Below are 15,168 nucleotides of genomic sequence, written 5' to 3' on the forward strand. Positions count from 1 at the left end.
GCTGGGTGGCTTTTCGAGGGGTTGGCGGCGTTCAGAACGACGCCGGTGGGGCCTCCTGGCGGCTCGTGCTCCGGCGCGTCGCACGCGGCCTCCGGCCACGGCGTGACCGCCGCAGATCGATCTGGTCCGCGGGGGTGCCGCTGATCGCGCTGGCGGCGGGTCTGCTCTTCACGACGTCGGCGACCACCGCTGACGGTACGGCACTGCGCGACGACCGCCGGCCGCGTTTGACTCAACTGATCGCCGAGAAGCGGGACCGGCTGGCCACCAACGAGAAGAAGGCCGCCGACCTGCGTGCCCAGGTCGACCAGCAGACCAGCCGGCTGGCCGCGCTCGATCCACCCGCCCAGGACCAGGCCAACGTGTTACGCCAGTCGGCCGGATTCTCCGATCTGCAGGGCCCCGGCATGACGGTGACCCTCAACGACTCCCCCCGCCGCGGCAGCGACTTCGGCGACAACGCCCCGGACAACGACGATCTCGTCGTCCACCAGGGTGACGTGCAGGCCGTGGTGAACGCGTTGTGGGCAGGTGGCGCGGAAGCCATGACAATCATGGATATCCGTGTGATCTCCACGAGCGCGGTACGCTGTGTCGGCAACACGCTGCTCCTTCACGGCCAGTTCTTCTCACCGCCTTTCAAGATCACCGCGATCGGCGAACCCACAGCGCTTGATCGCGCGTTGGACTCGTCAGAGGGAGTCAGGCAGTTCCGGGAGGCCGTCACCGACTTCGGGCTCGGTTACACGGAAAAGGTGGAGAAGAACGTGACAGTGCAGGCGTACGACGGATCGACCGACCTCCGATCGGCGCAGGCTGCCCGGTGATGGTTCCCCCGGAGTACCCCGCGAACCCGTCCGGCTCGGGCCGGCACCGCGCGCCCGACGGCGACGCCCAGACCGCGTACATCCCGCGGATCACCGACACCGCACCCGACGGCGTCCCCGGCGGGCCGCTCACGTCCCCCGCCGGCCCCGGCACCAACGTCGACCCCCACCCGCCGGCCTCGCCGCCCGCCCACGACGAGATCAGCGCCGCGGCCGCGGCGGCCCGGCGACGGGCTGCCGAGGAGGCCGCCGGATCAGCGGCCCTCAGGGACGATCTGGGCAGCCGTGGCGCTGTTTCGCCCACCGTGACCCCGGTCGGGCCGTCCGGGCCGGTCAGCGAGCCGCTCAACGGGGCGCAGGCGGGTGGATACACGCCACGCCGCGCCGCGCCGCACTCGGAGCCGGTGTCGCCGCCCGCGCAGCCGTCATGGAACGCGACCCCGACCGCCAGGATCGACACCTCGCTCGCCGCCGCGACCCTGCGATCGGGCGCCCCGACCCAGCCGGTCGCCCCGGGCGCCGCTGCTTCCGCGCCGGGTTTCCCGGCTCCGGCCAGCACGCCGGGGTCTCCCACCCCGGCCGGCGCGCACGTCCCCACCACCCCGGCCGCCGCCAACGGCTTCCCCGCCCCTGCCGCCGCCAACGGCTTCCCTGCCCCGGCCTCGGCTGGCGGCTTCCCTGCTCCGGCCGCTGCCAACGGCTCTCCCGCCCCGGCCGCCGCCAACGGCTCTCCCGCCCCGGCCGCCGCCAACGGCTTCCCCGCCCCGGCCTCGGCTGGCGGTCACGGACTTTCGACGCCGACCGCTGCTACCGGCTCCCCGGGCTCGGCCGGCAGCCACGGATTCCCCGGCCCGGCGGCAGCGTCCAGTCCTGCGCCGTCGGCCGCGATGCACGACACCAGCACCCCCGCCTATGCCAACGGCTTCCCCGCCCCGGCCGGAGCGACCGGCTCCCAGGCGTCAGCGTCCGGCTTTCCGGCCTCGACCGGCGCTCACGGGTTCCCCGGCTCGGCCGGCACCAATGGCTTCCCTGCCCCGACCGCTGCCACCGGCTCACCGGCTTCGGCCGGCGGGCACGGATTCCCCGGCGCACCGGGCTCGGCCGGCGGTCACGGTTCGGCTGTCGCAGCGGCCACGCAGGCGCTTCCGGTGGCGACCTCCGCGGTTGCCCATGGCTCCTCGGTTTCGACCACCGTGCCGGGTGCCGGAAACGGTCATCCCGCCCAGCCCCCGGCGCACGGCGCATTGAGCATGCCCGCACCGTCGGCCGCGCACGGCGCGTTGAACATGCCCGCACCATCCGCCGCGCAGGGCACATTGAACATGCCCGCCCCGTCTGCCGCGCACGGCACCTTGAACATGCCCGCACCATCCGCCGCGCATGGCACATTCAGCATGCCTGCATCGTCCGCCGCGCAGGGCACGTTGAATATGCCTGCACCGTCTGCCGCGCACGGCGCGTTGAGCATGCCGGTTCCCGCGCCGCCCCGGAATCAGACCGCCCCGGCACCGTCCGTGGCGACGGATCCGCTGGCAGCGCCCGCGGGTTCGCACCCTCAGGCGCTCAACACGGCGGGCTCCTACGACGGCGCGACGACGGCGTGGGCGCCCACTGCCGATCAGCAGGGCCGCGCGCAGCAAGGCTGGTCTCGGACCGATTATGGATCCGGCACCGGCTGGCCTCCCCCGGAGCAGGCCGGCACTCCAACTGCCCCGGCCGATTGGCTGCCCGGCGACAGGCAGGCCGGTGACAGGCAGGCCGACGACCGGCAGGGTGGCGACCGGCAGGGTGGCGACCGGCACGCCGGCGAAAAGCAGGCCGGTGACCGGCTGCCCGGCGACTGGCAGGGTGCCGACCGGCACGCCGGCGAAAGGCTGCCCGGCGACTGGCAGGGTGGTGACTGGCAGGGCGGCGATCGGCAGGGTGAGTCGGCTCCGGCGTGGACGGCCGGGCCCACGCGGGATCCGAGCGTGACCGCTGTCATCCGTACCATCGATGCTCCGACCGGGATTCTGCCAGCGGTGACTCCCGCCCGCCCGGCCGCGCCCGCAGTTCCTCCGCCCGGCGCCGCAGCGCAGGCCGCGCGTGATGCGGCCGGTCCGGACGCCGCTCTGGGAGCCGCGTCGGTGTCACCCGCCGCGGCGCACTCCGGCGGCGTTCCCGAGGAGACCGAGGCTGAACCGGCCGAGGACACGAAGGCGAAACGCGGTGAGCGCGTGGTCAAGCTGCGCCCCGAACAGACCGACGAGGGCTACAAGAGCGTCTACTCCGAGCTGACCCGCCCGACCGTGGGTTCCCGGATCCGCACCGGCATCCGCACGTCCGGCGAGCTGATGATCACTTTCGGTCTCGTGGTGCTGCTCTTCGCCGGTTATCAGGTCTTCGGCAACTCGGCTGCGGTCGATGCCGAGCAGGACACTCTCGGCTCGGAGCTGGATCAGGCGTGGGCCGACCCGACGGTGGCCCCGACCGCGAGCTCGGCCGTGAAGGCCCCGAAGGCGCCCGGCGCCGATCTGGTGGGCCGGCTCTACATCCCGAAGCTGGACAAGAAGTGGGTGGTCGTCGACGGCGTCCAGCCCGACGACATCCGGTACGCGCCGGGCCACTACCCGGACACCGCGAAGCCCGGCCAGGTCGGCAACTTCTCGGTCGCCGGTCACCGGGTCCGGAAGATCTTCTGGCGGCTCGACGAGTTGCAGGACGGCGACGTCATCGGTGTAGAGACGCGGGAGAGCTGGTACGTCTACCACGTCTACCAGCAGGAGGTCGTGAAGCCGAACCAGGTCGAGGTGGTCGCCCCGGTGCCGGGCAAGCCCAAGGCCAAACCGACCCAGGCGCTGCTCACGCTCACCACCTGCAACCCGAAATTCAACAACTACGAGCGCCTGATCATCCACGCCGAGCTGGTCAAGACGGTCCCCCGGGATCAGGCCCTGCCCGACGCCGGCATGCCGGCCGAGATGAAAGCCCCCTGACGGCGATGTACGCGTGGATCTGGCGCAAGCTGCCGGGCGGCGTCTGGAGCAAGCTGTCCTTCTCGCTCGTGCTGATAGCGACGATCGGGACCCTGCTCTGGTATGTGGTCTTTCCGTGGGCCACCCCGTTCCTGCCGTTCGACGACGTGCAGGTCGAGGCCGGCACCGGGGAGGACTCCGGTGCCACCATTCCAGGCGACGAGGGTCCCGACGAGGTTCCCTACGACACCACCTCCAACCAGCCCCATCCGAGCCCCAGCAGGTGATGACGTGCGCATTCTGGTGATCGACAACTACGACTCGTTCGTGTTCAACCTGGTGCAGTACCTGGGTCAGCTGGGCGCCGAGTGCGAGGTGCGCCGCAACGACGAGATCTCGGTCGCCGACGTGGCCGGGTTCGGTGCGGCCGGCATCCTGCTCTCGCCGGGCCCGGGCGAGCCGACCCGCGCCGGGATCATGATGGATGTGATCAAGGAGTACGCCGGGACGATCCCGATGTTCGGCGTGTGCCTCGGCCACCAGGCGATCGGCGCCGCGTTCGGGGCGACCGTGGCCCGTGCTCCGGAGCTGCTGCACGGCAAGACGTCCGAGGTGCACCACAAGGGCGCCGGCGTGCTGGCCGGTCTGCCGGATCCGTTCACCGCGACCCGCTACCACTCGCTGGCCGTGCTGCCGGAGACGCTGCCGGCCGAGATCGAGGTGACCGGGACGACCGACTCGGGTGTCGTCATGGCGATGCGGCACCGTGAGCTGCCGATCGAGGGCGTGCAGTTCCACCCCGAGTCGGTGCTGACCGAAGGCGGTCACACCATGCTGGCGAACTGGCTCGCCTCGTGTGGTCTGCCGTCGGCGCTGGAGAAGGCGCCGCCGCTGGCCGCCGAGGTGGAGAGCCGTCGCCGGGCCGCCTTCGCCACCGCGTAACCGCCGCGACCGTACGAGAAAGGCCGGTGTCCCTCACGGGTCACCGGCCTTCGTCGTATCAGTCGGTCAGGGCTGTTCCTCGCCGCCGCCCTCGCCGGTGCCGCTCGACGAACTCGGGTCCGGATTGGGGTCGGGCTCGCCGATCACGGTGAGCTTGACCTTCGTGTTCCGTTTGACTTCCTTGTTGGGCTTGATGTCCTGGCTGATCACGGTGCCGGGGACGCCGTCGGCCTGCACGAAACTCGGCTCGGCGATCAGATCCTGGGCCTCGAGGAGCGCCTGTGCGCCCTCGAACGGCTTGTTCTCCACGTCCGGCACCTTCACCAGCGCGTTGTTGGAGACCTTGACGGTGATCGTGGTGCCCGGGTCGACCTCGGATCCAGCCTTCTCGACGTCGAGTACGCGGTCCTTCTCGGCGGAGCTGTTCACCGACTGGATGTCGGCCCGGAGACCGAGACTGGTCAGTCGCGCCTCGGCGGCATTGGCGGTGCCACCGATCAGATCCTTCGGCACCTCCACCGGGTCGGGCGCGTTGCAGACCTTGTAGCTGACCTTCGCGGTCTTCTCGACCGTCGCGCCCTTTCCCGGGTCCTGACCGACGACCGTGCCGTCGCAGTCGTTCTTGGTCTCCGGGGCCTGGGCGGTGAATTGGGTCAGACCCACCCGGGTGAGTTCGGCCTCGGCCTCGGCGGGTTTCAACCCTTTGAGGTCCGGCATGACGGCGGTCTCGGGCGTGTTGGTCTTGTTGTTGTCGTTGTTGTTGGACTTCGACATCGCCAGGGCGACGCCGAGAACGACCACGACCAGGACCGCGAGACCGGCGACCACCGCCATCACCCACGACGACCGGCTCTCCGGCTTTTGCGGAGCGCCCATCGACGCCGGGATCGGCCGCTGGATGGTGGTGGCGCCCTGCGGCGGCCACTGGCGCGGGCCGCCCTGCATCGCCACGGTCTCCGCCTGGCTCATCACCGGGGTCGCCATCACCGGGCGGCCGGAGACGGCACGCAGCGCGTCGGCGCGCATCTCCTGGGCGCTCTGGTAGCGGTTCAGCGGGTTCTTGGCCAGGGCCTTCAGCACGATCGCGTCGATGTCCGGCGGGATCTCGCGGTTGACCGAGCTGGGAACCCGCGGCTCCTCGCGGACGTGCTGGTAGGCGACGCTGACCGGGCTGTCGCCGACGAACGGCGGGTGCCCGATGACGAGTTCGAAGAGGACACAACCTGCCGCATAGACATCCGAGCGGGCGTCGACGGACTCGCCGCGCGCCTGCTCGGGGGAGAGATACTGCGCGGTGCCGATGACCGCGCTGGTCTGCGTCATGGTGGTGGCGCCGCTGGCGAGGGCCCGGGCGATGCCGAAGTCCATCACCTTGACCTGGCCGTTCTGCGTGATCATCACGTTGCCGGGTTTGATGTCCCGGTGGATGATCCCGTGCCGGTGGCTGAACTCCAGTGCGGCGCAGATGTCGGCGATGATCTCCAGGGCGCGGCGTGGCTGCAGCCGCTGCTCCTGAGCGAGCACCTCCTTCAGGGTCCGCCCGTTGACGAACTCCATCACGATGAACGGCAGCTTCTCGCCGGTCGCCGAGATCTCCTCGCCGGTGTCGTAGACGGCGACGATCGCCGGGTGGTTCAAGGCGGCCGAGTTCTGTGCCTCACGACGGAACCGCTCCTGGAACGTGGCGTCGCGGGCCAGGTCTGTCCGGAGCATCTTGATGGCGACGTCGCGCCCGAGGCGTAGGTCACGCCCCCGGTGCACCTCGGCCATGCCGCCGTATCCGAGCAGCTCACCGACCTGATACCGGCCACCGAGCAGGCGGGCCTGCGCCGTCATAACGTCTGTCGTCCTTCGTTCGGTCGGATCCAGCCGAGCTGGGTATCGGCCTTTCTAAGACGGTACGACGCCACCGACACAGGGTCGACGACCACGCCCGAGCGGAGGATAGCCCCAGAGCTGCTGTGATGACCCAGCGTGCTGCTTGGGGCGGCGATGCCGTTGCCATGTCGTAACAGGAAAGAGATGACCCCGGCGCAGAGCAGCACCAGCAGAGCCAGCACCACGGCGAGGACCACCAGCACCTGACGACCGAAGGAGCTCTCCGGCTTCGCGGCTGACGGCTGTGGATGGTACGCGTTCGCCGGCGGCGCCGACTGCGGCCGGTACGGCGGAGGCGCCGGCGACATCGGCTGGGAGACCGGCGGAGCCGACGGCACGGATGCCGCGCCCCGAGCACCGGACACCGGCCGTGGCACCGCCGCACGTGCGGCGCCCGACGTGGGCCCACCCGACTGCGGACGGTTCGGCGGCGCGCTCGTCGGATGCGAGTTGTGCACCGGCGGAGCGGACTGCGGGGCGACCGGCTGCTGCGCGGTCGTCAGCGACGACGCCGCCTGCCGGGCCACCGCGGCCATCGCCGAGGCGCTCGGCCAGCGGGCGGCCGGGTCCTTGGCCATGGCTCGTTCCACGATGGCGCGGACCGCGGGCGGTATGTCGGCCGGAAGCGGGCGCGGCGTCTCCCGCACGTGCTTCATCGCGATCTCGATGGGGGTGGCCCCGTCGAACGGGCGATGACCGGAGAGGCACTGGTACGCCACGACGCCGAGCGCATACACATCGGACGCTGCGGTCGCGACGTCACCGGCGGCCTGCTCGGGAGAGATGTACGACGCCGTGCCGAGCACCGCGCCGGCCACCGTCAGCTGTCCGACCAGGGCGGAACGGGCGATACCGAAGTCGGTGAGGACCAGGGTGCCGTTCGGCCGTACCAGAAGATTGCCTGGTTTGACGTCTCGGTGAACGATGCCGTTGCCGTGCGCCGCCTGCAACGCGTCGGCGGCCTGCGCGACGAGCGCCATGGTCCGCGCCGGCGTCAGGCGGCCGACCCGGCTCAGGGTCCGGGAGAGTGCGTCGCCCTCGACATACTCCATGACCAGGAAGGCGATCTGCTGGTCACTGCCGTAGTCGTAGACGTCCACGACGCCGGGATGGTTGATGGTCGCCATGGTCCGCGCCTCGCCACGGAACCGTTCGGCGAAGCCCGGCTCGTCGAGCAGCGCGGGCAGCAGGATCTTGACCGCGACGGTCCGGCCCAGCACGTCGTCCGTGCCGCGCCAGACATCGCCCATGCCACCGCCGGCGATCCGCTCCTCCAAGCGGTATCGCCCACCGAGCATGACCCCGGGCCGGATCATGTCAGTCCCCTCCCCGGCCCGCCGCGGCCTTCATGATGAGCCCGGCGATCCGGGCTGCCTCGCCGCTGGCATGGCCACCGGGCACGTTCTCCAGCATGACGCACACCGCGGACACCGCCTTACCGTCCTCGTCGTACGCGAAGCCGATGAACCACCCGTGCGGATTCGCGCCTTCGGACGTGTCCGCGGTACCGGTCTTGCCGCCGACGGTGAAGCCACTGATCTGAGCGCTCTTGCCGGTGCCGTTCTCGACGACACTGATCATCATCTCTTTGAGGCCTTCGGCTACGCCGGAGCTGGTCGGCTGGCGAAGCGGTTTCGGGTTGGCGGTGTAGATCGTCCGCCGGTCCGCGTCGAGCTGCTGTTGCACCAGGTAGGGCCGCATTTGCGTACCGTTGTTGGCGACCGTCGCGGCGATCAGCGCACCCTGCAGCGGGGTCATCCGGACGTCCCGCTGACCGATCGACGACTGGGCGAGCGCGGACTTGTCGACGGTGCCGTCCTCGTTGGCGATGGGGCCGGTCCGGCTGGCCGCCACCGGCAGGCCCTTGTCGGCCGCCTCGAGGTCGCCCACGTGCAGCGCCTCGTCCTCGAAGCCCCACTTCTTCGCTGTGTCGATCACCACATCGCGGCCGAGCTTCACGCCGAGCTTCGCGTAGCCGGTGTTACAGCTCTGGGTCAGCGCGGTCTTGAGAGTGACCTCGCTGTCAGGGCAGATCTCGTCCTCGGCGTTCTTGATCGTCGCGCCACCCTCCTGGTAGACGCCGCCCGCCGGGATCTCGCTGTCGACGTTGTAGCCGTTCTCCAGGGCCGCCGCCGAGATCAGCACCTTGAAGGTCGAGCCGGGTGGCAGGGTGTTCGCCACGGCCCGGTTCAGCAACGGCTGGTCCTTGTCGGCGTCGAGCTTCTTGTACGCCTCGAACGCGACCTTGTCGTCGTGGCTGGCCAGCGGGTTCGGGTTGTAGCTGGGCATCGAGACCATCGCCTGGATCGCGCCCGTGTTGGGGTCGATCGCGACCGCCGCGCCCTTGGTCACGCCGCGCTGGTTGTTGGTCATCTGCTTCCAGGCGACCTCCTGCGCACGCGGGATCAGCGACAGCACGATGTTGCCGCCACCGGTCTTGTCACCGGTGAACATGTCGCTGAGCCGGTCGGCGAAGAGTTTGTCACTGGAGCCGGAGAGGATGTCGTTCTCGAACTGCTCGACCCCGACCGCGCTCAGATTGACCGGCTTGTAGCCGAGCACCGGCGCGTAGATCTCCTTCTTCGGGTAGATCCGCTGGTACTTGAGCTCGCCCTCGGTCTCGGTGTTCTGGGCGACGGTCTCGCCGCCGGCCGCCTGGATCACGCCACGGGGCCGTTCGTACTCGGCGATCTGGACTCGCTTGTTGCGGGCGTCGTTGCGGTACTCGTCGGCCTTGTACGCCTGAACCCAGTTCAGTTTGCCGAAGATCAGCGCGAACAGGACGAGGATGACGACACCGGCACGTCGGAGAGGGGCGTTCACGGCTTGATCACCTCCGTCATGGCGCCGTGCAGCTGGGTGGGGGCCTTCTTCGGTCCGCTGGCTCGTTCCGCCGGGGTGTTCGCGGGCCGGCGTGCCGCGTCGGAGATCCGTAGCAGCATGGCGATCAGCAACCAGTTCGCCATCAGCGAGGAGCCACCGGCGGAGAGGAACGGTGTGGTCTGGCCGGTCAGCGGGATCAGGCCGGTGATGCCGCCGAGGATCACGAAGACCTGGAGGCCGAGGGTGAAGGCCAGACCGCCGGCGACCAGCTTGCCGAACGAGTCACGCACCGCCAGGGCCGCGTGCAGGCCGCGCTCCACGATCAACAGGTAGATGATCAGCAGGGCGGCCAGGCCGAACAGGCCGATCTCCTCACCCAGGCCGGCGAAGATGAAGTCGGTGCGGACCTCGGGCACCTTGAACGGCGATCCAGCCCCCGGGCCGGTGCCGAACAGGCCGCCGGTGCCCAGACCCAGCAGGCCCTGGACCAGCTGGTAGCTGTTCCCGCTCTCCCGCTCGTAGTTCTTCGCGGCGAACGGGTCGAGCCAGATCTCGGCCCGGTCGTAGAAGTTCGCGAACGGACCGCCCACCGTTTCGCCGAGCAGATACGCGACGTAGACGCCGCCGAAGAACAGGACCAGGCCGATGATCAGCCAGCTGGACCGCTCGGTCGCGACGTAGAGGGTGACGACGAAGAGGCCGAAGTAGAGCAGCGCGGTGCCGAGGTCCTTCTCGAAGACCAGCACCAGGAGGCTGAACAGCCACACCGTCAGAACCGGGCCGAGGTCGCGGCCGCGCGGGAAGTCGACGCCGAGAACCCGGTGGCTGGCCAGCGACAGAACCTCGCGCTTGCGGACCAGGTAGTAGGCGAAGAACGACACCAGGGCCAGCTTGGCGAACTCACCGGGCTGGATCGTGACCGGACCGAGGCGGATCCACAGCTTCGCGCCGTTCACCTCGGAGAGGCTGGCGGGCAGGACCGCCGGGATCATCATCAGCACGATGCCGACGAGGCCCAGGGTGTACGCGTACCGCGACACCACCCGGTGGTCGCGCAGCAGCAGGAGCAGCACCGCCGCCAGGATCAGCGACAGCAGCGTCCAGGCCAGCTGACGGCCACTGGTCTCGGCGAAGAATCCCGGGATGGCCAGCTTGTTGGCGATCGCGTTCTCGAGGTCGAGACGGCGCAGGAACGCCACGCCGATGCCGTTGATCAGCGCCACCGCCGGCAGCAGCACCGGGTCGGCGAACGGCGCGGTGAACCGCACCACCATGTGCAGGCCGAAGAACAGGATGCCGATCAGGCCGGCCGGCACCCAGAAATTCGCCCGGATCTCGTCGAACTGGTTGGCCTCCACCGTCGCCCCGAACGCGGCGACCAGCAGCATGGCGAACACCAGCAGACCGAGCTCGGCGTTGCGGCGTGTCTTCAATCCCCGGATACGCGACATCTCGCCCGTGGAAGCGGGCGGTGGAGCCGGTACGGCGGACGCGGTCAAGAATCTTCCCCAGACTGTAGGCCGTGCTCAGTCGACGGTCCGGCACCCGACCGGATCGACCGTCGGCGGAGCACTTTCGGAAGCAGCCGGAGCGGAGGCGGACCCGCTCGGTTTGGGCGCGGGACTCGACGAAGCCGCGGTCGAGGGCGCCGTGCCGGCAGCGGTGCAGATCGGCTTGAGGTTCGGGTTTGACGGATCCTCGCTGGTCAGGTCGGCCAGAGTGGTCCGGGCGGCAGCCTGGTTCTTGGCGTGGATGCCCTCCTCGACCCGCTCCTGGGCGGCCGTCGTGAGGTCTTCGAGCCGAACCGTGCTGGTCTCGCTCACCGTCGACAGGTCCAGGCCGGCGATCTGGCCCGGCACGCCCTGGAAGATGGCGAGCTGACCCTGTTCGGTGGCCCCGACATAGTACTGATCCTGGGTGTACCGCCAGCCGACCCACAGGCCGCCGCCGAGCACACCGAGCAGGGCCAGCAGCATCACGGCGGTCCGCACCGGGTGACCGGTCGGCTCGGCGTCACGCTCGTAGCCGGTCGGCTCCGGCTGCGCCGGTCGGGGCGGTGGCTTCAGCGCCGCGGCCCGGGCCGCCGAGGTGGAGCTGTCCGCGACAGTGGTGTTACCCCGGTCGAGTGACGCGGCGCCACCGACGATCGGCGCCTGCTCCATGATGTCGGCGTCGGTGGCATCGGCGATGATGACCGTGATGTTGTCCGGCCCGCCGCCGCGCAGCGCCAGCTGCACCAGCCGCTCGACACACGCCTTCGGATCGGCGAGCTCGCGCATGGTCTGCCCGATGGTCTCGCCACTGACCACGCCGGAGAGCCCGTCGCTGCAGATCAGGTAGCGGTCGCCCTTGAGGACCTGGCGAACCGAATACTCCGGGTCGATGTCGCGGCCGTCCAGCGCCCGGGTGAGCAGCGAGCGCTGTGGATGGCTGCTCGCCTCCTCCGGGCTGACTCGGCCCTCGTCGACCAGCATCTGAACGTACGTGTCGTCCTTGGTGATCTGCGCGAACTCGCCCTTGCGCAGCAGGTAGGCCCGGGAGTCGCCGATGTGCACCATCCCGAACTTGCTGCCGGAGAAGAGGACCGCGGTCAGCGTGGTCCCCATCCCCTCCAGCTGCGGATTGGCGTCGACGGTGTCGCGGAGCTGCTGATTGGCTGTCCCCACGGCATGCCGCAGAGCGTCGACCATGGCGTCCCCGGGGACGTCGTCGTCGAGATGGGCCATCGCAGCGATGACGATGTTGGACGCGACGTCACCAGCGGCCATGCCGCCCATGCCGTCCGCGACAGCAAGAAGTCGCGGCCCGGCGTAGACGGAGTCCTGGTTCAGGTCTCGGATCAGACCGCGGTCGCTCTGAGCGGCATAGCGCAGGGTCAGGGTCATGGCCGTAACTCGAGGGAAGTGCGCCCGATCCGGATCGGAACGCCAAGGGGGACTGGAGTAGGTCCGGAGACCTTACCGCGATCAAGGTACGTGCCGTTGGTCGAGCCGAGGTCCTCGACGAACCACTGGCCCTCACGAGGCACCAGGCGGGCGTGCCGAGCCGACGCGAAGTCATCGGTGATGACGAGCGTCGAATCCTCGGCTCGCCCGATCGTGATCGGGGCCTCACCGAGAGTGATCCTCGTGCCGGCCAGGTTGCCGGCAGTCACGACCAGTTGCCGCGCTGCCTTACCGCGTTTCACCTTCGCCGGCCGGCCCTGCAGCACCGCGCCACCCACCCCCCGAGGGCTGGCGACGATGCTCTTGGTCCGGCCGCCCGCGAAGAGATCCCGCCGGATCACCCCGACAACCGTGAACACGAAGATCCACAGAAGGATGAGAAATCCGAACCGGGCGACGGTGAGGACGAATTCGGGCAAGGTCGCTAGCCGTCCACTCGGAAGGTGAGCGTGGTGGTCCCGAGCTGGATCATGTCGCCCGGGTTGAGCGCGACGGCGGACACCCGCTGGCCGTTGACCATGGTGCCGTTCGTCGAGCCGAGGTCGGTCAGCACGACCTGGTTGCCGTCGTAGTCCAGCCGGGCGTGCCGGCGCGAGATGCCGACGTCGGGCAGACGCAGGTTGGCCTGGTCGCCACGGCCGATCACCGTCGAGCCCATCTGCAGCGGGTAGGTCCGCCCGTCACCGGAGACCAGGCCGACACTGCGCGGACCGCCGTGGTGATGCTGCTGGTAGCCACCACCCTGCTGGTCGTAGGGCGAATACTGCGGGCCGGCGTCATACGCGGGCTGCTGCACCGGGGCGACCTCGCCACCCGTGTACACCTCCGCGGTGACACGGAACATGCCCGTGTCCAGGCCGTCGCCCCGCTCGATCTCGACGATCACATCGCCATACACGGTCCAGGCCTGCTCACCGATGAACTCGGCCTGGGACTGCGCCAGCTCCTGCGCCAGCGCGGCGGCATAGGGCGCCAGCCGGCTGTGGTCGTAGGGCGACAGATCGATCACGTAGCGGTTGGGCACGAGAGTGCGACCACCGGCCAGGATGGCCTTGTGCGCCTCGGCCTCCCGCTGCATGGCATTCAGAATCTCCACAGGGTGCACGACACCCTTGAAGACCTTGGCGAAGGCCCCTTCGACCAGGCCTTCCAATCGCTTCTCAAAGCGCTGCAGCACGCTCACCGGCTCCTCCTCGGGTTCCGAGGACATGATGGTATCCGGCGACCGCTTGCGCATCTGTAGCCCAAGAGCAGCCGGCACTTCTGACCCTCGTATGGCGCCCCGGAACGCCGTGCTAGTGTTTCCTCCGTTGCCGGGGCGATATCAACTCGCTAGGTGACGTGCGACAGCGTAGTCTGTCGCAGCCAGTAACAAGAAGCAGGCCCGACCGGCCGGCTTCAGCCGAAAAGGTCAGATGTATGATCTTGGAGGCAAGTCACATGGGGATGTGGCGGAATGGCAGACGCGCACGGTTCAGGTCCGTGTGTCCGAAAGGACGTGGGGGTTCAACTCCCCCCATCCCCACGAGAGCGAATTGGGCGACCCTGTCCGCGGAAAGCGCGGACCGTGGTCGCCCTCGTCTTTTCTGCTCCGGGGGCCGAGCCCCCGGACACCCCGCATCACGGTGGGCGCGGCGGGTGGGCACGTGGCGGTTGGTGGGTTGGTCACGGTTACCTCTTCAGGGGCAGAACCTTTGGGGGTACGGCTACGTGTCCCGGGTTCGGGCCTGAGGCTTCGTCGCCTTTCGGGTGAAGGTGGTAGGAGCGTTATGCTCGCGGCTTTATTCGGTCTTCAGGGTGGAGTGCGGTCGTGACGGCGACTGGTGCTGGTGTCGGGCAGGGCAAGCGCAACGTTCTCGGTGTGCTTGTGGATGCCACTGACTATGCGACTGCTACGGCTCGGATCATCGAGGCGGCCCGCGAGCAGCGGCCGTTCGCGGTCACCGCCCTGGCCGTGCACGGCGTGATGACCGGGGTCGAGGATCCGGCCCACAACGCGCGGCTCAACTCCTTCGACCTCGTCACGCCGGACGGGCAGCCGGTCCGGTGGGCGCTCAACCTGCTGCACCGGGCCGGGCTGACCGATCGGGTGTATGGGCCCACTCTGACCCTGAAGGTCGTCGAGCAGGCCGCCGCCGAGGGCCTGCCCATTTATCTGTACGGGTCGACCGAGCCGACTCTGGAGCGGCTGGTGCCGGCACTGCAGGGGATGTTCCCGGCGCTGAAGATCGCCGGCGTCGAGGCGTCCAAGTTCCGTAAGTCACAGCCGGGGGAGCCGGAAGCGATCGCTGAGCGGATCAAGGCATCCGGCGCCCGGGTCGTGCTCGTCGGGCTGGGGTGCCCGCGGCAGGAGGTCTTCACCTACGCCATGCGGCCGCTGCTCGACATGCCGTTGCTGGCGGTGGGTGCGGCGTTCGACTATCACGCCGGCCTTCTCAAGAACCCGCCCGCGTGGATGCAGAAGTATGCGCTGGAGTGGCTGTGGCGTCTCGGCCTGGAGCCCAAGCGCCTGTGGCGGCGCTACATCCTGCTGAACCCGGCCTACCTGAGCCGCCTCGGCGCGCAGAAGCTCGGCCTGTGGAAGGCGACCCCGCCGGCCCCGTCGACCGTCCCGGTGCACGAGTTCGCCGTCTGACCGCTCGGATCTTGTTTCCGACAGCGTGTCACAGGTCACTCACAGAGCGCCCGCCTTCGTCCACATAGTCCGTGAAGTCATCCACAGTGTGCAATTGACCACGTACACAACGTGACACCGAACCCGTAGGGGTACCGCTTCCGGGCATATCCCGGTTTCGCAAC

The 15,168-nt window shown here is 69.4% G+C and carries 12 protein-coding genes and 1 tRNA gene; 6 read left to right on the plus strand and 7 right to left on the minus strand.

Annotated elements, in window-relative coordinates:
• Positions 1 to 5 precede the first annotated feature (5 nt).
• Genes BM290_RS37720 through BM290_RS37735 form a run of 4 tightly spaced genes read left to right on the plus strand, consistent with a single transcriptional unit; the run spans position 6 to position 4,723 of the window.
• Positions 6 to 827, plus strand: coding sequence for a DUF881 domain-containing protein (locus BM290_RS37720; protein ID WP_373871111.1), 822 nt, complete (start codon positions 6 to 8; stop codon positions 825 to 827).
• A complete protein-coding gene (locus BM290_RS50345; protein WP_239143891.1) occupies positions 827 to 3,802 on the plus strand; it encodes a class E sortase in 2,976 nt (991 codons plus the stop codon). Before BM290_RS37720 ends, BM290_RS50345 begins: the two co-directional genes overlap by 1 nt.
• A gap of 5 nt (positions 3,803 to 3,807) precedes the next feature.
• Positions 3,808 to 4,068: a hypothetical protein gene (locus tag BM290_RS37730; protein WP_093620748.1), complete on the plus strand. Its 261-nt coding sequence runs from the start codon at positions 3,808 to 3,810 to the stop codon at positions 4,066 to 4,068.
• Positions 4,069 to 4,072: 4 nt separating this feature from the next.
• Entirely contained in the window at positions 4,073 to 4,723 is a 651-nt protein-coding gene (locus tag BM290_RS37735) for an aminodeoxychorismate/anthranilate synthase component II (protein WP_093620749.1), read from the plus strand.
• A gap of 66 nt (positions 4,724 to 4,789) precedes the next feature.
• On the opposite strand, the gene pknB is transcribed toward BM290_RS37735, so the two are convergent.
• From pknB to BM290_RS37770, 7 genes are all read right to left on the minus strand, one after another.
• Positions 4,790 to 6,559, minus strand: a complete 1,770-nt coding sequence (pknB, locus tag BM290_RS37740) for a Stk1 family PASTA domain-containing Ser/Thr kinase (protein ID WP_093620750.1) — start codon at positions 6,557 to 6,559, stop codon at positions 4,790 to 4,792.
• Positions 6,556 to 7,917 carry a serine/threonine-protein kinase gene (locus BM290_RS37745; RefSeq protein ID WP_093620751.1) on the minus strand — a complete coding sequence of 454 codons (1,362 nt, stop codon included), beginning with the start codon at positions 7,915 to 7,917 and terminating at the stop codon, positions 6,556 to 6,558. Before BM290_RS37745 ends, pknB begins: the two co-directional genes overlap by 4 nt.
• A gap of 1 nt (position 7,918) precedes the next feature.
• Positions 7,919 to 9,424 carry a peptidoglycan D,D-transpeptidase FtsI family protein gene (locus BM290_RS37750; protein ID WP_093620752.1) on the minus strand — a complete coding sequence of 502 codons (1,506 nt, stop codon included), beginning with the start codon at positions 9,422 to 9,424 and terminating at the stop codon, positions 7,919 to 7,921.
• Positions 9,421 to 10,875, minus strand: coding sequence for an FtsW/RodA/SpoVE family cell cycle protein (locus tag BM290_RS37755; RefSeq protein ID WP_177320063.1), 1,455 nt, complete (start codon positions 10,873 to 10,875; stop codon positions 9,421 to 9,423). Before BM290_RS37755 ends, BM290_RS37750 begins: the two co-directional genes overlap by 4 nt.
• A gap of 75 nt (positions 10,876 to 10,950) precedes the next feature.
• On the minus strand, positions 10,951 to 12,309 hold the full coding sequence (locus BM290_RS37760) for a PP2C family protein-serine/threonine phosphatase (RefSeq protein ID WP_093620754.1): 1,359 nt from the start codon (positions 12,307 to 12,309) through the stop codon (positions 10,951 to 10,953).
• On the minus strand, positions 12,306 to 12,788 hold the full coding sequence (locus BM290_RS37765) for an FHA domain-containing protein FhaB/FipA (protein WP_093620755.1): 483 nt from the start codon (positions 12,786 to 12,788) through the stop codon (positions 12,306 to 12,308). The genes BM290_RS37760 and BM290_RS37765 overlap by 4 nt, the downstream gene beginning before the upstream one ends.
• Positions 12,789 to 12,793: 5 nt before the next feature.
• Complete coding sequence (locus tag BM290_RS37770; RefSeq protein ID WP_093620829.1) at positions 12,794 to 13,579, minus strand: FHA domain-containing protein; 786 nt, start codon at positions 13,577 to 13,579, stop codon at positions 12,794 to 12,796.
• A gap of 232 nt (positions 13,580 to 13,811) precedes the next feature.
• Here BM290_RS37770 and BM290_RS37775 point away from each other — a divergent pair.
• Positions 13,812 to 13,894 (plus strand) — tRNA-Leu (locus BM290_RS37775).
• Positions 13,895 to 14,179: 285 nt separating this feature from the next.
• Positions 14,180 to 15,004, plus strand: a complete 825-nt coding sequence (locus BM290_RS37780) for a WecB/TagA/CpsF family glycosyltransferase (RefSeq protein WP_093620756.1) — start codon at positions 14,180 to 14,182, stop codon at positions 15,002 to 15,004.
• The last annotated feature ends 164 nt before the right edge of the window (positions 15,005 to 15,168 follow it).

Origin of the sequence: Actinoplanes philippinensis, from assembly GCF_900113015.1 — a bacterium.
Taxonomy (GTDB): domain Bacteria; phylum Actinomycetota; class Actinomycetes; order Mycobacteriales; family Micromonosporaceae; genus Actinoplanes; species Actinoplanes philippinensis.

Coding starts and splice junctions, on each gene's coding strand:
- BM290_RS50345 (WP_239143891.1), top strand. CDS start 827: ATGGTTCCCCCGGAGTACCCCGCGAACCCGTCCGGCTCGGGCCGGCAC.
- BM290_RS37730 (WP_093620748.1), top strand. CDS start 3,808: ATGTACGCGTGGATCTGGCGCAAGCTGCCGGGCGGCGTCTGGAGCAAG.
- pknB (WP_093620750.1), bottom strand. CDS start 6,559: ATGACGGCGCAGGCCCGCCTGCTCGGTGGCCGGTATCAGGTCGGTGAG.
- BM290_RS37745 (WP_093620751.1), bottom strand. CDS start 7,917: ATGATCCGGCCCGGGGTCATGCTCGGTGGGCGATACCGCTTGGAGGAG.
- BM290_RS37755 (WP_177320063.1), bottom strand. CDS start 10,875: ATGTCGCGTATCCGGGGATTGAAGACACGCCGCAACGCCGAGCTCGGT.
- BM290_RS37760 (WP_093620754.1), bottom strand. CDS start 12,309: ATGACCCTGACCCTGCGCTATGCCGCTCAGAGCGACCGCGGTCTGATC.
- BM290_RS37770 (WP_093620829.1), bottom strand. CDS start 13,579: ATGTCCTCGGAACCCGAGGAGGAGCCGGTGAGCGTGCTGCAGCGCTTT.